Raw genomic sequence first — 19,743 nt, forward strand, 5'->3', positions numbered from 1 at the left:
TGCGCTTCGTTTTTGAAGCAATTGTCAAACCGCCGACACCATCGGTCAAAGCAGGGAGGCATCGCAGCTGGGGTTGTCTCTTTCATCGCCGATTTTTCAACGTAAAGTGCTTACTCTTTAACGATTATACTCTATTATACTCTTGTTGATCGTTTAAGTCCCACTAAAGAAAAAAAAAAAATCAAGACTCTGATTGAAGGAAGTCTGACTAACTCCCAAACTATGATTAAGGGGATCGAAAAAATCGAAAAAGAGGTTAAAGCTGTCACACACACAACAGAAAAAGTGGCTAAAGAAGTCAGAACCCTGAAAACCAGTAGCCGTTTACTGGTAGGCGCAACCCAAAAAGTTCAACATCAACAAAAGCTAACGACTGCAACTCTAAATCAGCAACAACAACAGTTAAATCAACTTACTCCCCAAGAGAAGCCAACCCCAGGGATAGAAACTGAGAAGCGAGTCATTCCCCTACCCCAAAAAAGACAGACGGTGACTCACATCTACATCGATGGTAACAATTTCAGCAAAACGACCGAAACACTAGGGTTAGAAATTGACTGGAAAGCCTTAAAAATTGCTCTGGTGGAACCAGCAAAACAGACAGATACTTTTACTTTAAAGTATTATACTGGACTCCATGAGCATCTTTCTCCGAATCAAAAACAATGGCTTCATCACTTAAAACAACTTAACTACGAGGTAATCACCTTCCCTTTATCACAACGGGAAAACGGATGGAAAACTCTTGGCGATGATTTAGCGATGGGGTTGGATTTAATAGAGGCGGTTAAACCAGGCGACCGCGTTATCTTAGTAACTGGCGATGGAGATTTCATTCCCTTGATTGAGAGACTACAAGCACGCAACGTTGATGTCAATGTGGTTGGTGCTTCTGTAAACACTAATTCTCGCTTACAAGCATTACTACAACAGGACTTTATCCCCCTAGAATCTATCAGTGACCAGATTGTTAAACTTAAGAGACTAACCGCTTAAAAGTCACATCTTCCACCGCTTCTAAAGCTGGTCTTGAAATTAGTCTTGTCCCCGCCTTTGCGGGGATTCAAGGGTTAAATCAATTGTTGACAAATTTCATCTCGTAATTGGCTATAGAGATAATAGGGAGTATTTTCATCGCAACCGACATAAGGAGATGATTTTTGTCCAAGTAACTGATAAGTATGGACAGCAATATTGAGAACTTCCCCTAAAATATTGTTAGGATGACAAGCTTTATGGGGATTAGCTTTATATTTATCTTTGTCGTCAGTCCAATTTCGTTTGTCTTCTTGCAATTGATCAATCATCGTTTGTACTGATACTCCTCTGCCACTATGAATGAGCGCATTTCGATTATCAAACCAATAATCTAATTTTACCAAAGAGGCTAGAATCTGTTGCCATAATTCAAGGCGATCAGGATGATCAATTTCTATTAAGGTTTGAACAAAATTTCTCTTACTATAACGATTTCCTAATTTGTAGAAATCCCTCCTTTCAAAATCCTGTTCTAATTCCTGAAACTTATTATAAAATTCTTGAGATGCTTTGTTTCTGGCAAATGCCCAATCTTGATTTTGATTATTATTTCTCAAGTATTTTTGTCCGCGTAAGCCCATAATTAATTCATTTAAAGTGACTTCATAAAAAGAACTTAATCGGATTAGAAAGTTAGCGATTTCATCTAGTTCCCAATAAATCCGACATTGAGTATAAAGATTTAACCAAAAGTTATGCTCCATTTTATCATTATCTCTCACGGCATTTTTATCAAGGTTAAAACAGCTAACGGCAAAATCAAGTCTTGTGAGAATTTCTGTTAACTTTTCTTGCTCTTTTTGGGTGTCACTGGCTATTGCAGAAACTTGTTGTGCTAAATAAATCAAAGTTTCTTGCCAATCTTTAACAATCACTCTTGCTCCGTCAAAATCCCATCTTTTTTGTAACAGTAACTTAACGGTTTGATATTTTTGATTCCTTTGATAAAGCCAATAAGAAGTTAGTTGACATTCAGAGTTTTTGCCCTCTAAAAGTTGATTAAGGTCTAAAATGGGGTCAATGAACAGAATATTTTTAAAATCACTGGCAATTGCTTGAATTTTGAGTGCAGTTTTTTGGTGCAATGTTCCCCCTTTAACATTGACTAAAATAGTTGATTCTTGGGATAAATTTTCTTCTAAATAAATCTCATTCAACTGATTATAGTAGTATTCAAGAACTAAATCTTCAAGGTTAGGATTTTGCGGATCTAAATTAAGTTGTAGCTCTTTTTGAATTAATTCAAAAGCAGGATATTCCTGTTGTACCCACTGTTGAATAATCTGGAACAAATAAATGGTATCTTGAGGGTGTGAAGTCGGTTGATTGGTGACGAAAATATAGGCTTTATATGCTCCCATTGCTACTGCTTTTCGGATTACACTTCCAATTCGAGTCGGTCGAATAAGAGAATGCCATTTAGGGGACTCTTTTTGATAGCTTGATTGTAGAGCTTTGGTTAATTCACGAACTGGTTGTTTTTGGGGAGGAAATCCTAAATCTTGGTAAACTTGACTATTAGGAACATAGTTAAAACCTTGATACATATTGTCCCAAATAGTTCGACGCTCATTATCTAAGTCTTTGAGTTTTTTATTTAGATTAGGTTCATTCGAGAGAAAATCAATAGGAAGATAATAATTTTTGCTATCTACTGTTACTTTAATAGATAAGTCAGAAGTGCCAAGGTTCGCAAGAAGAATAGTCATATTTATTAACTGTAAATTAATGGCTAATGACGACGTTACCCTAAATTAAAGCTTATGAGAGTGTATTTGGTGCGAACACCGATATCTTCTCTGGGTTGAGTTAAGAAACTCCATATTGAAAAATTTCAGCAAGGGGTGGGAGTTCGCATGAAATGGTCATTATTTCTCGTTAGGGATTATTAAGCTTAATTCAGGACATTAGCCCACCGTCTATTATATCAGGGCAAGCCCATCTTAACAATCCTTGACAAAAGGGACTTTGTGGGGGTTGCTTACCCACGATTCAGGCATATTTGAGGAGAATTTGCCATCTCAATTGTTAAGCAAAAATCGACCCATTTGGTCAATTTGGTAACTATTCTGATTGGCTGGTATCGGCTGAAATGCCCATGCGGATCACAAAATTGGCCAATTGTCAATAGCTTTTGAGATGCTCTCACCCTGTACATAAGACAATTCCAGACATCTTAAACATTATTCTCAATCATCCTTTATTGCAATTGAGGAGAGACTATAAAGAACAGTTTATTAACACCGATCAATACTATATCTATTCTGCGGTTAAAACACAGGTGATTGCTATTTTACTGAGCGATCTTAAATGGCTAGAAAATGTACGGCGATAGAACGTACTTATATGATAGGATTGACTCGGATAGATATACTTTAATTCTTTATTCTTCTGCTGTGGAGGTTTAGATGAGTCCAGAACGAGTCACAGATTCAACCAGAATATGGGAGCATCTCATTTATGCAAGTAAGTAATTATACTTGTCCCTAAAACTTGCTTCTGGTAAGGCTTTCAAAATAGCTTGACATAAAGCTTAATTTAGGAGTTACAGATGCTCCCTAGAATATCAACTTCCTGAATCAGAAAAGGGAGCGATTAGACAAACTGAACTTACCTATAGTAACGAATCAATCAATTCTTTGACTCAAATTGAACAATTACACCGTTATTTTACGGCCTTTCAAACTAATGATGAAAAAACCTGTAATTTGTCACTTTTTGATTGGACTTCCTGCAAGCGGTAAATCAACGTTTGCTCAAGTTTTGGCAGAAGAAATTAATGCTGTCGTGGTTTCCACCGATGAAATTCGGGCGCAACTTTATGGAGATGCTGCAAATCAAGGAATTTGGGCGGATATTGAGGTAGAAGTCTTAGATCAAATTAAAACCGCCGTTGAAAAAGATCAACCTGTCATTTATGATGCCACTAATGTCATGCGCCCGTGGCGACTTGATTTTCTTTATAAAACGGTTAATTTATTTAATATTCAATGGATAGGATGGCATCTACAGACTTCTGTGGAAAAATGTAAACAAAGAAATCAACAACGCTATCGCCAAGTTCCTGACGAAGTAATTGATAAGATGAATGCTAATTTACAAGAAAATCCACCAGAGTCTAACGAAGGACTGTTAAAAATCTATCCTGTTCCTGTTAAAGACAATAACTTTGATCTTGACGAAATTTGTACAATTCTCACAGGATTCAAGCGTCTTTTAGCTAATATAGCTAACTTGAATAAGAATAAAGTTTTTCACCCATATTCTCGTTTATTAGACTTTGAACGATTAATGCACTTGATTTCCGTCATTATTAACTATCCAGGGATTGGGAATTTAGCGGAAACTGAACCAGAAAACCTGAAAGAAATTTTAGAAGTCGAAGAATTACCTCAGTTTAGCACTTCAATTGAGGAAATTTGTGCAGTAATTACTAAAAAGTATCATGCTATTTATGCCCATCCTGAAACAATAGAAAAAGACTTATATTGGTTAGAAAAAAATGGGATTTTAGCCAGAGGAGATATAGCGGCTAATTTAATTGAGATAGAGTCGATTGATTATCCTTATTTAATTAGTCATCGTTACAATGATTTAGAAAAATTTCAACGGTTAATAAAAACGATTCGTTTTATTGTTCATCATCCTTTTTTATGCGAAGAAAATGGAAAACCTTCGGTGACAACAGAAACAGGTTTTAGGCAAACTAGCATTGTTAAAGCGATGTATAACTATAGCTTATTTTCTGGCAAGATTGATATTGAGAATGAATATCAAAGAAGTCCTCTAGAAAATAACTTTCGAGAAGATATTTGTCATTGTATTAAACCTTATCAACTTTTACCTAATTTTGCTATGAAGAAAGGCTACTTTGCAGGAACAGGTATTTTATCTCAATATGAGTTAAATAAGCTCTATCAATCTCTCCGATCCCATTCAGTAGAGAAATATTTTAAAGATCCTCTTGCTGCCGAAATTTATGATATATTTAAACAACGATTAGAGAATTCCAAACTTTTAGAAGGAGAAGCCCCTTATTCTACTCGCTTAATTGGCACAAAATCTATTGTTGATGTGGAGAAATATCAACAACAATTTGAACAGTTAGAAGAAGCGATAAAAAAAGGAGAGTTTTTGAAGTTTAGTCATGTTCAAGGAACAGCCAACTGGTCAGATCAACAACCACAAACCTTTACCGCTTACCCTTTACAAATTGTTTTTCATAATATTGCATGGTATTTAGGGTATGAAATAGGTGAAGGAGACAAAAAAGGTTTATTTGCTTTCGCAAGAATTGATAGAATCCGATTTCAACAAGTAAATACTCAGAGAGATATAAATGAGCAAAAGAAAGCGTTAGATAAGCTCCATAAACTTTATGATGCAAGTGCAGGAATTTATTTAGGCGATGATGTTGCAAAACAGCGTCAGTATTTAGATTCCCAACAAGGAAAGAAATTAAATGTTACTGTCATTCTCTACGCCACAGAACTTGCGTTTAAATTTATTTGTGAAGGAAATCAAAGATTTCAGAAAATAGAAATGTCTTCACCTGATTGGTTAAAAGGAACGAGTTATGAACGCAAAGCGCTCGCTACGCGAGATCGTGGAATTTTTAAGTTAGACCAAAATATTCCTCCCTATCAATATACTATTAAAGTTACTGTACCCGAATGGTCTTTAATGGACATTGATCTCATTCGTTGGATTTCGGGTTGGGGAAAAGAAGTTAAGGTGATTGAACCTCAATCATTAGTTGACAGAATTTATAGTATTGGAGAGGGAATTACTAATATTTATCAAGATATTGAACTGATTTGTTGTGACTTAGAAAAAGTCAATGACTTAGTTAAAAATAAGGAGGGAAGCAACTATCGATTTATTTCAATTAAAACCCCTAATGGCAATGCTGAACCTCAATCTGTTCAATCTGAACTTAACATGAATCCTGGGCATATTCACCCCTTTATAATAAATGATATAACTCAATTCAATGAGGAAGATATTAAAAAAACAGTGGCTTTCATCAAAAAAAAGAAAAAAGCTTCAAAAATAGTGGATGGTTTGCGGTTTTTGATCTACTCCCATTCAGGAATTAACCTTGCTAGTGAAGTGGCGATCGCTATCTATAGAGAGTTAAAGCAAGATACTGAATTAACTAACTTAAGAATATCATTGAATTATCTTTAAATCACCGTCAATAGATAAAGATTTAACAGTGTTAAATCCCTACAAAGGTTAATAAATTCCTAATTGTAGGAACATAATATCATTATGTTTTAATATTACTGTGCTGAAACGATAAAAAAATTGATGGTGGGCAATCATTTAGGCTATACCATGCAGAATTAATAGAAAAAAGGGATTGCCAATCAAGAAAACTGTGCAATCCCTTAATTGATTTTAAAGCCAAAATTAGACTTTATTTTTTGCAACTGTTTTAGTTCAGCTATTGACCAAATTATTTATTGTTGTAGTGGCATTATTTTGCTGGAGAATGACTGGTTTTGGCTGTTTATTAACCATTTGTTGTTGGCGAAGTTTTTTAGTTTTTGTGGCTTTTTGGCGCGGGTTAGAATAGAGGGGATAAAAACGCTTGGCGGTTGAGCTTTGAGGACGTTCAAGAGCTTTTGACTTTGACTTCATTCAAAGGCATCAGCAACATAATCTTCCACAGAGTCATAGACATCAGAAACATAATCTTCAACAGAGTCATAGTAGGATTCCACAGAGGTAGAAAAGGCTTCTCCACCGTTTTGCCAGATTCCCCCACTATCGTTATAAAAATGGTTCCATAGTTCTGAACTATCGCCCTTATGTCCATCGTATTCATTGGCGGTTCCTCTCATTCCTGCGTATTGATGATTTTCGTCGATTAGATTACCTGAATCATCGTAGAAACACTCTTGTTGTGGACTTTCAGGCGAAGGGTCTTTATTTTCTAAGTATCCCTCCATTCCCCCGTGAAATGCGTATTTGCCAAAGGTATTGTCATAAGAACTCCATATATCTTTATCTTGTAGTTCTGGACTATCTATTGTGCTGGGACAAGAAGTATTAGTCTCGCCGTTAGTAGATGTGTTTTGGTCAGCCATATTACTATTTCCTTTTTTTGAGATGATTGATTACTGCCAAGAGCCTGGAATATCAGGTCGATTTCTATGTCGCTCAATGTTGACTTGCTGTTGAAGAATTTCATGCAGCTTCAAGGCATCTGTAAGCGAAATTGCCTGAATAACCACGAGTTTGTTATTTCTATCTGTAGAGTAAATGTAAAGATTTGCTATTCCAAATAAACGATAAAGAAATGGCTTTAAAATGCGTAAATCTGTCACACGAAATAGCCAAACTTCGTCAATTTCTTGGTTAAAAAGTCCCGTAATAATCCTAAACCGTTGAGTTGTGAACATATATTCGGTTCGTTGTAGAGTTAGGTACTGCCAGGCTATAGAAAAAAGAGGAATTATGAAAATTATTCCACGGAGGTTTTTCCAACTTAAAAATACTGACCAAGCTTTAGGTTTCAAGGCTACGATTGGTTTTTCCGGACGAGGAGCATAGCTCGCTCCAAAAGGGGATTCATTCAATTTCATGGTGAGCAGCTCCATTTCTATATTGAAAATCTTCTACTTTTGATTCGCCGTACACAGTAACGATGGAAAACTTGGTTAATTCAAGGCTAAATTTTTTAACCTGTTCCTGCAATTCTTTCAGTCTTTTTTCTAAATCTTGCATTAGCTCTTTTATTCCCATTTCATTCAGTATTTCTTCCATCATATTGCTATCAGCTAATGAACCTGACCAATATGATGATTTTCTTAGTACTGACTTGAATTCCCATTCTAAGTCATTTAATCTGCTGATGAATTTTTCATGATTTCTGACTTGAGATTCAGCAAATTTTAAGTCTTCTTTAACTGTATTTATTGCCAAGAAATAGGAGGGATTTGGAGCGTTAATAGCTCGAGGATAACTGTGTAGAGATTCTGCTTGTTTCCGAATTTCTTCAAGCTTTTTATCTCTCTCTGATAAACAGTTTTCAAAAGACCGTCGGTGGTCTTCCTGAATTAATTTTATGGATTTATGGAGAGAGCGGCAAGCGACTCTTTGCTGAAGGATTTCAACCATTTTAGATGGTGACAGACTTGCATCTGAGACATAAATACTCGTCAGTTCGTTTAAATCCTGAGAACTCATCTCGTTAATATTTATCAATCTAATATTCATTTTAGACGTCCTCATAATACTGTTGATATTTTTTTCTAAGTTGTGTAAGCGCTTTTGGGTAAACAATAAGACGTCCTTTGAGGATTCCCGTTGCTAAGTTCAATAATCCTGCTAGAATAGGAGCAATAGACATGAACCAGGGCAAATCCTCTCGTTCTAGTAATAAATAAGCACTCACAATAAACTCGGTGATTAGGTAAATGAGACAGCCAAGGCGGTTAATAATTGAGATGATTGATGTTTCTAAGAAAGGTGCTTCAAAAAGTTGAAACAGATAGATGTATGTTTCCAGTCTCATCGTCCCAAATCGAGTTTGACTCAGTCTTTCTCTCTGAATATTAATCCAATTTAAGGTAGATCTCGCAAATCCTTTGAGGCGTTCACGCATATACTCCTCGCTAACTTTGGTGTCGAAAAGAATACAGGCTATCAAGGAAACTGGAACGGCAAACAATATTTTTATATCGTCCCAATCCCCCGGCACTAAAACCATAGCCGTGTTAAAGTTTAAGAAGGCGATGATGCTCGTGACCAACAAAGAACAGAAATTAAAAAAAGAGAAAGTATCTCTAGGCATAAAACTCCTTTAGTATAATTCACAAATTTTAATAATCTGAAAGCGGCAGAACTCGGCTGCGGCAACTCTCCTCTGTGCGATCGCATAGCAAGGAAAGCGTTGTAACAGGTCTTCCTGATCTTGGGGATGAAGGTCCTCAGCAATTAGCCGATTGAATTCCTTTGATTGATTGATATTGACTCTTGCTTCCGACTCTGGCCACGGGTTAGATTCTGATTCTCGTTCGGTGTGGCCACTGGCATTAGATACATGGGGACTATTCCAACCGTTGCCCTCAAAGTGAGGGAAACTATCTGATTTTTTCATAATTTTGCCTCAGCTTTTCTTCTAGTTTCTTGGATAGCGTTCTTAATAACAAATTCCACGTCAGTATGAGCATATGTAACTGGGAGACCTTCCAAAGCAGTTTCTAGCTCTAAGCGAAATGATTCGCCGCCGTTGTTTGTAGCATTCAAAATGACTACAGAGCCACCTTTTTCAATGACATTTTTAACGGTAGTTCTCCAATCTTGAGGGCAAGGTGATTCCCGCTCGTTGGTCTCTATAAGGACTAACAATACACCAGGTTTTTTTGATGACTGAAAAATTTTATGGGCTGTGCGAACAGCTGGACAGGCCAAAGTTCCCTGTTTTTGGGTGGTTCTTACGGCTCCACACTGTTTTTTCGCATCAGTTGGATTGGTGGGCGTAAGATTTTCAAAAAAGTCCTGCTCGCCATTGACTTGAATAACTTTCAATTCATCACCACGCGAAATGGATTCTGTTATACCCTTACAGGCTTTCTTGGTTGTCGTCTTAAACTCTTCGTTATTTTGTCCGCTTATAGAGGTATCTTTTAAGAGAACAAGAGCGATCGGATTCTTTTGTGAACAAGATGGCAAAACGATAAGTATGGAGACAGTCATAAATCGAAGGAACGATCGTTTCAGACTATTTTTCATAAAATTACACGGTAGTACACTTTTCAGACTCAGGGAACTCTATCTTCCCCTGCGTCTTGATTTCGATTCTAGAACCTATCTGAAGAAAAATCGGAGTGCTGATGCGAACACCGAAAGGATGATGAGAGATCAACCCTGAGCAACAAATAGAGAGCTACCAGAGTCTGCTGCTATTAAGGTAAAGCAACTAAAATATCGGGAGCATCTCATTTATGCAAGTGAGTAATTATACTTGTCCTAACACTGTTTTCTAGCAAGGCTTTCAAAATAGCTTGACGTAAAGATTTAAGGGTTATAAAGGTGAGATGGTACTAGGGCAATGATCGCATAGGCATTAGCGTGGAACAAATTCTATTGTTTTATGCCGATGGAATGGGGGGTTTCTCAACATTTTTCGCGGGTTAGACACAATGCCTGAAAATCTAGAGTTTTCGTTGAGGTGCGTCGATGCTTTGCCCAGCAAGGCTTTGAGCCTTATGACTGAGGTAACTATTGAGAATCATTATTAATAATGTCTATGCTTTTCAATATCCCACGAAAAATTGCTGTACAATCCTTATACAGCCTAGTTTTGCCAAGCTAGTCTTTTAACTTCTTAGCAAGTTTAATTAATGGAAACGAAGAGGTATCGTTACAAGATAGAGTTGTGAATCCCTTTTAACTTCTTAGCAAGTTTAATTAATGGAAACACCCCATCAATTGTATGAGGCTCAGCGCCGAGCCATTCTTTTAACTTCTTAGCAAGTTTAATTAATGGAAACTTTGCAAAGGTAGATGCATTCTTTCCGCAAGGCCTCCAGAGACTTTTAACTTCTTAGCAAGTTTAATTAATGGAAACCCAAGAGCTTCATCGCTCAGCAAATCGACCATGACACTTTTAACTTCTTAGCAAGTTTAATTAATGGAAACTCTGCAGTGAATAACAAGGCTGCAGAACAAGAACGAATCATACTTTTAACTTCTTAGCAAGTTTAATTAATGGAAACAATCGGAGGCGGAGCGACCATTGGTCATCATCCCCTTTTAACTTCTTAGCAAGTTTAATTAATGGAAACGAACTCCCTCAGGACTTGTTGCTCTGAGGGATCCACTTTTAACTTCTTAGCAAGTTTAATTAATGGAAACTACTAAGAGGCCATACAATATGCCAACGATCCAGAGGAGGCCTTTTAACTTCTTAGCAAGTTTAATTAATGGAAACATTGTCGCAGCAGTATTTAAAGTTGGTGCATCCAACTCTTCTTTTAACTTCTTAGCAAGTTTAATTAATGGAAACATTTAAAGTTGGTGCATCCAACTCTTTTTGTGCAACTTTTAACTTCTTAGCAAGTTTAATTAATGGAAACGCCAAGATTTGCTCCTGGGGAAGTTTTACAGTGGTCTTTTAACTTCTTAGCAAGTTTAATTAATGGAAACGGCTACATTCCGCTGGGCAGTGTAGCCTCGGGGAATCTTTTAACTTCTTAGCAAGTTTAATTAATGGAAACAAAGAATTTTCGTTCATTGAATTTTTTACTGAGACTTTTAACTTCTTAGCAAGTTTAATTAATGGAAACCCTTTCTCCCCGTTTTTTTCTAGATCGTCGAGTACTGAACCTACTTTTAACTTCTTAGCAAGTTTAATTAATGGAAACACATAAGGCCAAGAATGCATCAATCTGTGATGCGTTTCTTTTAACTTCTTAGCAAGTTTAATTAATGGAAACGAACGTTGTACTGTTGCTCTCGCACTTCTTGACGATGCTTTTAACTTCTTAGCAAGTTTAATTAATGGAAACCCGCCCAGTTGTGCCAACGCAGCCCGTTAGGGCGACGGTACTTTTAACTTCTTAGCAAGTTTAATTAATGGAAACGTTTGCACGGATTGAAAGGCAAAATTTACCGATGCGGTAAATTGGTTTGCTGTTCTTTTAACTTCTTAGCAAGTTTAATTAATGGAAACCTTGGAAACTATTTCCGGTTTCGGATGTTGCCTTACTTTTAACTTCTTAGCAAGTTTAATTAATGGAAACAATTTCGTAACCAGCGATGTCTAAGACTGTAAACATAGTACTTTTAACTTCTTAGCAAGTTTAATTAATGGAAACCATCCAACGGAGTAGGGGCAATTCATGAATTGCCCCTACTGCTTTTAACTTCTTAGCAAGTTTAATTAATGGAAACAAAAGGCCCCCCCACCAAAATCCAGAGATTCCATCGACTTTTAACTTCTTAGCAAGTTTAATTAATGGAAACAAAAGGCCCCCCCACCAAAATCCAGAGATTCCATCGACTTTTAACTTCTTAGCAAGTTTAATTTTTAAAAAATCTCTGAGTTGGTTGGTATCGGGCTAGTTCACTGAATTTGCATAGGATTTAATGAGTTTAATTGTTGAATAAATGTAGCGCGATCACGCTGGTTAACTCCAAAAATTGTTACTGTTTGATAAGGTTCCTGTTGTGGGGGAAAATTAGATTTAATTAACACATAAGAAGGTGTAGAAGCAGTTTCTCCTCGTTGGCTGATTCGTCCGCCAACATTAGCATTTCCATTTCCTTTTTGATTGACACCTTTAAAGCCACTACTATAAAGGAAATCCAGCCCTTCTCCCCGTACTTCTGACCTTAATCCTTCGTTTTGCCAATTCTTGACAGTTCTAGGATATTTTAAACTAGGACAAGAAATTAAATAAATTTGAGCCTGACTATTCAAAACGTCTTGAGAGCGATTGCCAGGATTTCCGGGAGGACAATTAGCAGGATTTCCTATGGCAGACTGTAGGGCAAGCAAAGAATCTCTTACCTCTCTAAGAAACTGCTGCCATCGTTCTTGATTACAAGGTAGTTTTTTAGTGTCAACTTCCCAATGGCATCCCCTTAATCCTAGTGGATTATTCCAATGCAACGATCGTCTCGATCCTCTCCCAATTCCTGCTAAATGAGAAGATAATTGCAATAGCTTTTCTGCTAAGTTGAGAGCATCCTGATTTTTAGCTTCTAGTAGAATATTACCTTCACAAAAATAAGGACGATTGCGATCACCTTCTTCCTCTTCCCAATCTACAGAAATACGAATTAGTCCTTCTTGAGCTTGCGGTTCAATAGTACCAAATAACCTACCTTCTAAATCTTTACATTGCTGCGGTGAATAAATACTTAATCCTACTGCACGAAACCAATAACGCAGCATCCCTCGCACTGCTACGGGACGAAATTCATTATTTCCCTGATATTGATTATCTTTAGCGGGAGGGTTTGCGCCATATATCCCTTGCGTCCATAATTTAAAAGCATGGGAAGAGTGATGAGACAAACTAGAAGCAACAGATGTTCTACCATACCCCGCACTAACCCGCGAACCAATTCCTGCTGATAAAGCTAGTTGTAACCAATCTTTGACTTTGCTGACATCTTCTAATTTACCTCTGCTGGTACGAGTCAACCCAATTAAAATCTCAGGTTCTTCCATTGACAACAAATAATGGGGGACAGGTTGATAGCATACTCGGTTATTTTCCCAACTCCATTGAGGATTAGCGATATCTACAGTCAAACAAGGTGCAGTGGGAAAAGCATCAAGAAATTGAACGCAACCGATACCATCCTCTAGTGTCCCCAAAAGTCGATTTACCTCAGCTTCTGGTTTATGTTGTCTTGCCCAAGCTCTTACTACACCTTTTAAACTACTAGAAGGGATATAAGGTACACCATAGACTGGATGAAATACAGGAAGAAGTAACTCCTGAAAACCGCGCATTCCCCCTACACGCAGCCTCCAGATGAATTCAACAGTCAGAGTTTCATCAGCTAATCGTTTAGTTTTCTCAGTTAATTGTTGGTATAAAGACTGACAAGTTTTATCCGCCGCCGCCGCTTCTATTAGAACTGGTTTAGCTGTGTCATTATTATTAAATAATCGATGATTCAGTGCTTGTAGAGGACTGGTTAATTTCCGACTGGTTGGATTATTTGTTCTTGCTGTCGATCTTGTCATTGCAGTAATGGAGGAAGGGGCTAACTGTCCAACTTTGAAATTAATCTTTTGATTTTTCCAGTGTGGCGGAAACTTGGCTTGTAATTTCTGCCATTTAGCACTTGCTTTTTTTTTCGCTTCTTCGTCAGAAAAATAAATAGTTATTTCTGTACCTATTTCTAACTGACTATCTTTATACAAGTCATAAAGAGGATTTTTATCTTTTTGGAGTTTTTCCAAAAATTTCTGCCATTCTTGTTGTGCCGTCATGATTGTTCTGCCTCTCCTAAGACTGCTGGCGACCAAAAAGACCACTCTTTTGCTAATTTAATTGCCAAGTGATTGAGGGCGGTATATTTTCTTAAAGGCATATGAATTAATGTGCCTTGATCATTAACATCAAAATCTGCCCCGCTAAACTCTTTGAGCTTAGTAAGAAATTTTTGATAAACTTTCCCTTTATAGCGTGTATCTTCAGCAGTTCCACCGAGAAATTTTTGCATATCTCCACTAAGTCGATGCAGTCCCCAAGTAGATATATAAGTGCTTAATCCTTGAACTAATCCACTAGCTTTTTTGTGGTAAGTTACTGCTAACTCACTTTTTATTTCAACTAAAGCGTTATGTGCTTGTTTGCTAAATTGACGCGAATCTAATTTCATTTTTGACTTCCTGTAGTAGTTTCAGTAGTTTCAATTGTTTTTAGATCGCACCAACCGCGACCTAATCCTTCTAGACCTCCAAATTGTAGTTTATTTTTAAGTAATTCGCTAGTTTTTGCTCGAATATTCTGAGTATTTTCGGTTTGTTTGACAGGTTTCATTCCCCAAGGAAAGAAAAGTACAGTTTCAGGGGGAATGGCTTCTTCCGAGCGAAAAGAACCACCTTTAACAGTTTTTTCGCCTTCATTAAGAGCAACGCGCACTTCTCGCTGCAATCCCGTTTCTACCAAAGCAATACAGTCTTCATCATCCACAATGACTAGCTTTTTCAGAAGCTGATTAATCATCCCATTAGCATTAGTAAGATTTTGAAGAGATTGTGAGAGGCTATTAGAATCATTAGTATTTAGTTGCCCTAGGGCATTTTGTTGCAGAATTGCAGTTTGCAAGTAAAGGGGTTCGGGTGTAAAGCTAACTAAAGCTGGTATTGCTTCTGTAATTTGCTCTCGACAGTTTTGAATTAATTGAGTTAAAGGGGAATTTTTCAACCAACGATTCCAACGTTCTAGCCAGAGAGGACAGGTAATCCAGACTAAGTGATGACTTAAGGATGCGATCGGAAAAAACAGGAGAGTTGCCTCAGCAAACCAAACTTCTCCTTCTGTGGGTTGTTGTCCATCTTTGATTTTTTGACCGAAAAACTGAGAGACTTCTTTTGCTAATGCTTTTTCTTCTTCACTTTGAGGATTGCTCGGTTCTAAGGCAGAGCGAATTTTACCTCTCAAGGAGGAAGCAGGAAGATAGGGAAACTCGGTATGGACTTCGCGGGCGATTCCCATTAAATTGCCCTCATCAGCACTTCCGCCCGTGTGTAAAGGGGTCAGCAGATATAGGTATGTTAAATAACTATTCATAATGGTGTATTACCCCATAATAATTTACCATAGTTGAGTTTTTGAAAACTGGTTAACCAATTCCCCGTCGATTCAGGTTTAGGTAAGAGTGCCTCAGTTTCAGATGGAATCTGGTTAAAGATATAGACAGTCCCAGGTGGAACAAAGGCTCGTTGTGGCAATAAAGCAAATTCCTCATCTCCTTTTGCTTCTGAGTTAGGGGATGATGATCCCGAAGAAATCTGCGAAGCGGTGCGCTCCTGATTCTCTTTCCCACAGGAAATAACTAACTTGCGCCTAATTTGAGAAACACCACCCCACAATAAAGGACGATCGCTGACACATCCTGCTAAGATGGGTTGCCAATCACAGGGATAAACGCCATAAACGGCTTCCTCCTTAACCGCTAGTCCGGGGGTGAGTAAATAAGCAAAATCACCTGTTGTATTGGTCTTAGGATTAAGTAGTGTTTGATCAGCATCGGACAAAGTAAATGGGATGACAATCGCCCGATGTCCTTCTCCTCCCAACCGGACTACTGTTTCCCGTAACTTTATACTAATTCCCGCTACTAATCGCCAACCTGGTTTAAGACGAATCGCTACTTCAGTAAAATAGCCATCTTCATCTTTTACTTGTCGCTTATCCGCTTGCATTTGAATATGAGGCATAATCTGCACATTCCAAGGATCATCCTGAAATTGTGTAGTATCTTTAAGTTCTTTTCCTTGTAGATATTCGCTTAAAGCTTCTGCTGTAATCCAAGGATAGGGACGACAGAAAAATTCTCTTCTGTTCTCTTCTTCAACTAGCTCTCTAAAAGGAGCTACCATTGGAGCTAATCCCGCCTCGTCGAACAACAAATGTTCCCAAGCTTTATCTGTTCGATCAACAGGTTGAAGACGTAAAGTTCGATGCCAATACGAAGCTGTATCGTCTAAATTATCTTCTTCTCTTTCCTCTTCTTTTGTTTCCTCATCTTTTGGCTGACTCTTTTTGCTCCAACTCACTGCAACTAAATCCTTAGGAGTGGGGAAACATAATCTATTTTGGGGACATAAGAGAAATGGCCCCATAAAATCTAAATCTTTGACATCTTTGGATAAAGTCGAGCGCAATGCTTGAAAAACTGTACTGGGAAACGGGGGAAATAGTCCTTTTGCCCAAGCACTCTCCCCTGGACTAAAAGGTTTAGCTTCCCGAAATAACAATACATCTAAAGGAGCGATCTCATACCAATACATTTGCTGTTCACCCATAGTTTATTACTCAGTTTCTCCCCATTTCATTTGTTGCATCCTTTTGTTATTCCAGAAAGCACTAAACCGCAAAAGATTAGCTAAATCCTTTTCGGTCGTGCCTAAAGGGACTTCTTTTTCAGTTTTATTTTTATTTACTTGATTATAGGTTTGATAAGCCCAGTTTTCCCACTGATCCAACCAATTTAGCAAGTTTTCTTGAATATGAGACTCTAGTGTTTGATCTCGACGGTTGATGATCACTTGTGCAGCTTTTCTCAATAGGCGATCGCTTTCAGTAACACAAACATGACGGGGTAATTCTTCGGCTAATCGATAGAACAACGCACTTAAATCTTGCTGATCATACTGCATAAAATTCCACCATAAGTCTAATAACTCCCCTTTCATCAAGGCTTCTAAAGTGTTACCCGAACCATAAATCACCCGAAAACAGAGTCCATCTTTTCCATATAACTTTTTAGCACGGTCTTTTTCAGCCGTCCACAGGCTTTCTAATACGGTAGGAAGAGGTACACTTTTATGAGCGATAACAATGCCTAGACTCATGGTTGCCCCATCTCCCATCGTAAAATAGGGACGTTGTTGTAATCCTTGCAGAGATTGTTTAGGAGTCCAGTACCCCCCCTCTGTGCTGAATTCTCTTTCTGGATCTGGGTCAGCACACCAGGCAGCACGAAGTGATCGCAAATATCCCGGTAAATCTGCTAGAGGTAACACTGCCATCACATCATCACCGCCACTATAGACGACTTTACCACAATAACGTTCTTCCGTAAGGTAGGGTACTAAGCGATTAGAAAAGTCTAATAAGGCGCGATTTAACCCGACATGGGTTGCTGGCCCCATGCGTTTTTGCGTTGCTAGTAAATCTGGGTAATCTTGATGATTTTTGACATTTTCTGCGATCGCATCTGTGATTAAATACTCTTTGTATTTCTTTAATTTTGACCCAGAGACATATTTCCCCATCCCATCCCCATCACCGAGGACAATTACCCACCAATCGGCTGGACTTCCTTCGCCAAATTTTGCTTTTTTATGCGCTTCTTCAACTAAACTTCTTAATGTTGCTGTTTCTTGAGCGTTACAATTCATGTCATCAGCTAACCATTTACTGGAAAACATGACTCCATTAAAATTCTGTCCATTCCTATTTTCTGGATTAATTTGCCGATCAACTTTTGGTATCTGATAAGGACGACCACGAGTACGGGAGGCAAAAGTGTCTGCTTTGTTAGGTAATTGTTGGTTAATAAGTGTGTTAAGACAATTCCAATAGTTGCGTGTTTTTTGTCCTCCTTTTTTAAAATCTTCGTAAGCAAATCTTGCAGCAGCAATAGAACTTAAATTGGGAAACCGAATTAAATTATCATAGTTAGTATCATCTTCTTGCCCTAGATTAATTCCCAAAGATTCAGCAACTCCCCCATATCGCCAAGCCATGCGTTTTGTTAATTCGATCGCATTCAATTTTTCTGAGCCATTAAATAACCCTGGATAAACTTCAGCCATTAATCGCCAAAATAGACGCATTGATCGAGCCGAAAGTCCACCTCCATTTTTAAACTGCCCGTGATAATGTAATTGGGGATGGACTGCGCTAAACTGACCCGATAAAGTGGAACGTTCCCCAGGTGCTGTAGGAATTGCCCAAGTGCGAGTATTTTTTACGGCTTGAATAGACTGTCCCAAACGAGCTTGTAATGCCCCCCACCAAGTACCAGTATTTATCTGTTCGTAAAGGTTTTGTTCGGCTGTTGTAGGTAGAGATTCAGCTAAATGAGGAGGGGCGATCGCATTTTGCGATTGTTTCCATTGCTGATAATTTTCCTCTGTGGGATTAATAGTTAATGGCTGCTCTGGATTGCCTAAAGGCATTGCAGTCCAGTAAGTTTCCCAAGTTTTCTCTATTTGTGCTTCCCAGAGTTTATTCCACTCCCAACAACTACCATGATGTCCTATCTGCCATTTTTTTAAATCTCGTTTACATATTTCTTGTTCGCTTAAAAACTCTTTTAATAATATTTCATCTATTTTCTGCTGATTTTTAGTATCTTTAAGAAACTCTAGGGTTCGTTTTTTGATATCTTCCCTAACTTTTTTGGCAATCTCTGACCATTCTTCTATTAAACATTTTTTTAATTTCTCTCCCAATTCTCTAGCTGCTTCTTTACCAGGAACTAAAGCCATAATCACATTAGGAAATCCAGCCGTACTTAAACTTGTAGAGATGCCATTATCAAATCTAACAACTGGAGATATTCCGTCTTGAAAAGAAGCAAAATTAGCCGCAAAATCTGGATATTTTTTAACAATTAAAGCATCGATAATTTCTTGACTCCAAAGAGAAGGAGTAATCACAGCATCAGACCCATAAGTTTCGGCAATATACCAACAGAGTTTAACACTGAGATAGTGCAGTAGATAGGAACCTGCCCAAAAATCGACAAATTTTCGGGATGCTTTGATAAATTCTTGTACTGGGGAGAAGGTAAAGAGAAAAAGATAGGGATGTTGGGATTTACCTCCTTCTTGCCAATGTTCGGGATACATCGCCCCAACTAGAGCGGAAACTGTACTTTTGTAGCTATGTAGGGGACAATCAGGAAGGATGCTGTGAGCAGGATAGAGGAAAAAATCATTCTGGTTTTGTCGGATGAGTTCGGGATAAAATCGCCAAAACCACCAAAATAGTTTTTCTATATCCGTTTCTGAGGTAATTTCTGCGGGAATTTCTGGTCTTAAGTCTTGTGAAGTAATATTTCGAGTTTGTCCACTGATGGGATGTTTCACGCTATTAATATTAGTGCCTTGAGCCTCTCCTAGATTAACGCGATCAGATGAACTAGCTATTTGCAGGGGTAACTCTTCTATCTGTCCTTGTAACTCTTCTGGGTGAATAGACTGTAATTGTTGCAAAATAGATTTGTCTTCTAGCAAGGCACAAAGTTTACGAAAATAGAAATTTGTTGAATTAATAGGGGACTCTGATTCTGGCATAATCATAAATTGCTAAGGCCTCTCTTTAAACTTTATCACGAAAACAAAGATAGTTAAGCAAAATAATTGATTAACTTACTGACAGGGGGACAAGCGAGCTAGAAAACTTGCCAACAAAGGCTTCTGGCTTCTCTCACTAGAAATAGATCTAGCGATTCTAGGCAAAAAGCTAACGAAAGAACTAGGGATAG

The 19,743-nt window shown here is 37.9% G+C and carries 16 protein-coding genes and 1 CRISPR repeat array; of the genes, 3 read left to right on the top strand and 13 right to left on the bottom strand.

Features of this window, described 5'->3' with window-relative positions:
* The first annotated feature begins 222 nt into the window (after positions 1 to 222).
* Entirely contained in the window at positions 223 to 996 is a 774-nt protein-coding gene (locus tag H6G48_RS09355; RefSeq protein ID WP_242034604.1) for an NYN domain-containing protein, read from the top strand.
* Positions 997 to 1,070: 74 nt separating this feature from the next.
* Here H6G48_RS09355 and H6G48_RS09360 read toward each other — a convergent pair whose 3' ends face one another.
* Positions 1,071 to 2,747 (bottom strand): hypothetical protein, encoded by a 1,677-nt coding sequence (locus H6G48_RS09360; RefSeq protein WP_190721256.1) that lies wholly within the window; start codon positions 2,745 to 2,747, stop codon positions 1,071 to 1,073.
* A gap of 500 nt (positions 2,748 to 3,247) precedes the next feature.
* Here H6G48_RS09360 and H6G48_RS26815 point away from each other — a divergent pair, with 500 nt between their 5' ends.
* Complete coding sequence (locus tag H6G48_RS26815) at positions 3,248 to 3,373, top strand: hypothetical protein (RefSeq protein WP_277925602.1); 126 nt, start codon at positions 3,248 to 3,250, stop codon at positions 3,371 to 3,373.
* Positions 3,374 to 3,726: 353 nt separating this feature from the next.
* Positions 3,727 to 6,228 carry a WYL domain-containing protein gene (locus H6G48_RS09370; protein ID WP_190721258.1) on the top strand — a complete coding sequence of 834 codons (2,502 nt, stop codon included), beginning with the start codon at positions 3,727 to 3,729 and terminating at the stop codon, positions 6,226 to 6,228.
* Positions 6,229 to 6,483: 255 nt separating this feature from the next.
* Here the strand turns inward: H6G48_RS09370 and H6G48_RS09375 are convergent, their stop codons facing one another.
* The 12 genes from H6G48_RS09375 to cas10 all read right to left on the bottom strand — a co-directional run bounded on the left by H6G48_RS09375 (position 6,484) and on the right by cas10 (position 19,552).
* Complete coding sequence (locus H6G48_RS09375) at positions 6,484 to 6,684, bottom strand: hypothetical protein (protein ID WP_190721260.1); 201 nt, start codon at positions 6,682 to 6,684, stop codon at positions 6,484 to 6,486.
* Positions 6,681 to 7,133 (bottom strand): hypothetical protein, encoded by a 453-nt coding sequence (locus H6G48_RS09380; RefSeq protein WP_008197488.1) that lies wholly within the window; start codon positions 7,131 to 7,133, stop codon positions 6,681 to 6,683. Before H6G48_RS09380 ends, H6G48_RS09375 begins: the two co-directional genes overlap by 4 nt.
* Before the next feature lie 30 nt (positions 7,134 to 7,163).
* Positions 7,164 to 7,631, bottom strand: coding sequence for a PH domain-containing protein (locus H6G48_RS09385; protein ID WP_159253671.1), 468 nt, complete (start codon positions 7,629 to 7,631; stop codon positions 7,164 to 7,166).
* Entirely contained in the window at positions 7,618 to 8,265 is a 648-nt protein-coding gene (locus H6G48_RS09390) for a hypothetical protein (protein WP_190721262.1), read from the bottom strand. Before H6G48_RS09390 ends, H6G48_RS09385 begins: the two co-directional genes overlap by 14 nt.
* Position 8,266: 1 nt before the next feature.
* Positions 8,267 to 8,842, bottom strand: coding sequence for a hypothetical protein (locus H6G48_RS09395; protein WP_190721264.1), 576 nt, complete (start codon positions 8,840 to 8,842; stop codon positions 8,267 to 8,269).
* A 9-nt stretch (positions 8,843 to 8,851) separates the two neighbouring features.
* On the bottom strand, positions 8,852 to 9,148 hold the full coding sequence (locus tag H6G48_RS09400; protein WP_190721266.1) for a hypothetical protein: 297 nt from the start codon (positions 9,146 to 9,148) through the stop codon (positions 8,852 to 8,854).
* Positions 9,145 to 9,783 (bottom strand): hypothetical protein, encoded by a 639-nt coding sequence (locus H6G48_RS09405; protein WP_242034605.1) that lies wholly within the window; start codon positions 9,781 to 9,783, stop codon positions 9,145 to 9,147. The genes H6G48_RS09400 and H6G48_RS09405 overlap by 4 nt, the downstream gene beginning before the upstream one ends.
* Positions 9,784 to 10,367: 584 nt before the next feature.
* Positions 10,368 to 12,090: a CRISPR direct-repeat array (repeat unit 35 nt; unit sequence CTTTTAACTTCTTAGCAAGTTTAATTAATGGAAAC).
* 28 nt (positions 12,091 to 12,118) lie between these two features.
* On the bottom strand, positions 12,119 to 14,005 hold the full coding sequence (locus H6G48_RS09410) for an RAMP superfamily CRISPR-associated protein (protein ID WP_190721268.1): 1,887 nt from the start codon (positions 14,003 to 14,005) through the stop codon (positions 12,119 to 12,121).
* A complete protein-coding gene (locus tag H6G48_RS09415) occupies positions 14,002 to 14,397 on the bottom strand; it encodes a hypothetical protein (protein WP_103672749.1) in 396 nt (131 codons plus the stop codon). Before H6G48_RS09415 ends, H6G48_RS09410 begins: the two co-directional genes overlap by 4 nt.
* Positions 14,394 to 15,311, bottom strand: a complete 918-nt coding sequence (gene cmr4, locus H6G48_RS09420) for a type III-B CRISPR module RAMP protein Cmr4 (RefSeq protein ID WP_190721270.1) — start codon at positions 15,309 to 15,311, stop codon at positions 14,394 to 14,396. The genes H6G48_RS09415 and cmr4 overlap by 4 nt, the downstream gene beginning before the upstream one ends.
* The gene (locus tag H6G48_RS09425) at positions 15,308 to 16,549 is read right to left on the bottom strand and encodes a type III-B CRISPR module-associated Cmr3 family protein (protein WP_190721272.1); all 1,242 of its coding nucleotides are present in this window, start codon (positions 16,547 to 16,549) and stop codon (positions 15,308 to 15,310) included. Before H6G48_RS09425 ends, cmr4 begins: the two co-directional genes overlap by 4 nt.
* Before the next feature lie 6 nt (positions 16,550 to 16,555).
* A complete protein-coding gene (cas10, locus tag H6G48_RS09430; RefSeq protein WP_242034606.1) occupies positions 16,556 to 19,552 on the bottom strand; it encodes a type III-B CRISPR-associated protein Cas10/Cmr2 in 2,997 nt (998 codons plus the stop codon).
* Positions 19,553 to 19,743 lie beyond the last annotated feature (191 nt).

Source organism: Microcystis flos-aquae FACHB-1344, assembly GCF_014698375.1.
GTDB classification, from domain to species: Bacteria; Cyanobacteriota; Cyanobacteriia; order Cyanobacteriales; family Microcystaceae; genus Microcystis; species Microcystis aeruginosa.

What these genes read in the sequence shown, in the direction of transcription:
- H6G48_RS09370 (WP_190721258.1), top strand. Translation starts at nt 3,727, where the DNA reads ATGATGAAAAAACCTGTAATTTGTCACTTTTTGATTGGACTTCCTGCA.
- H6G48_RS09410 (WP_190721268.1), bottom strand. Translation starts at nt 14,005, where the DNA reads ATGACGGCACAACAAGAATGGCAGAAATTTTTGGAAAAACTCCAAAAA.
- H6G48_RS09385 (WP_159253671.1), bottom strand. Translation starts at nt 7,631, where the DNA reads ATGAAATTGAATGAATCCCCTTTTGGAGCGAGCTATGCTCCTCGTCCG.
- H6G48_RS09415 (WP_103672749.1), bottom strand. Translation starts at nt 14,397, where the DNA reads ATGAAATTAGATTCGCGTCAATTTAGCAAACAAGCACATAACGCTTTA.
- H6G48_RS09425 (WP_190721272.1), bottom strand. Translation starts at nt 16,549, where the DNA reads ATGGGTGAACAGCAAATGTATTGGTATGAGATCGCTCCTTTAGATGTA.
- H6G48_RS09380 (WP_008197488.1), bottom strand. Translation starts at nt 7,133, where the DNA reads ATGGCTGACCAAAACACATCTACTAACGGCGAGACTAATACTTCTTGT.
- cmr4 (WP_190721270.1), bottom strand. Translation starts at nt 15,311, where the DNA reads ATGAATAGTTATTTAACATACCTATATCTGCTGACCCCTTTACACACG.
- H6G48_RS09405 (WP_242034605.1), bottom strand. Translation starts at nt 9,783, where the DNA reads ATGAAAAATAGTCTGAAACGATCGTTCCTTCGATTTATGACTGTCTCC.
- H6G48_RS09360 (WP_190721256.1), bottom strand. Translation starts at nt 2,747, where the DNA reads ATGACTATTCTTCTTGCGAACCTTGGCACTTCTGACTTATCTATTAAA.
- H6G48_RS09395 (WP_190721264.1), bottom strand. Translation starts at nt 8,842, where the DNA reads ATGCCTAGAGATACTTTCTCTTTTTTTAATTTCTGTTCTTTGTTGGTC.
- cas10 (WP_242034606.1), bottom strand. Translation starts at nt 19,552, where the DNA reads ATGCCAGAATCAGAGTCCCCTATTAATTCAACAAATTTCTATTTTCGT.
- H6G48_RS09355 (WP_242034604.1), top strand. Translation starts at nt 223, where the DNA reads ATGATTAAGGGGATCGAAAAAATCGAAAAAGAGGTTAAAGCTGTCACA.
- H6G48_RS09400 (WP_190721266.1), bottom strand. Translation starts at nt 9,148, where the DNA reads ATGAAAAAATCAGATAGTTTCCCTCACTTTGAGGGCAACGGTTGGAAT.
- H6G48_RS09375 (WP_190721260.1), bottom strand. Translation starts at nt 6,684, where the DNA reads ATGAAGTCAAAGTCAAAAGCTCTTGAACGTCCTCAAAGCTCAACCGCC.
- H6G48_RS09390 (WP_190721262.1), bottom strand. Translation starts at nt 8,265, where the DNA reads ATGAATATTAGATTGATAAATATTAACGAGATGAGTTCTCAGGATTTA.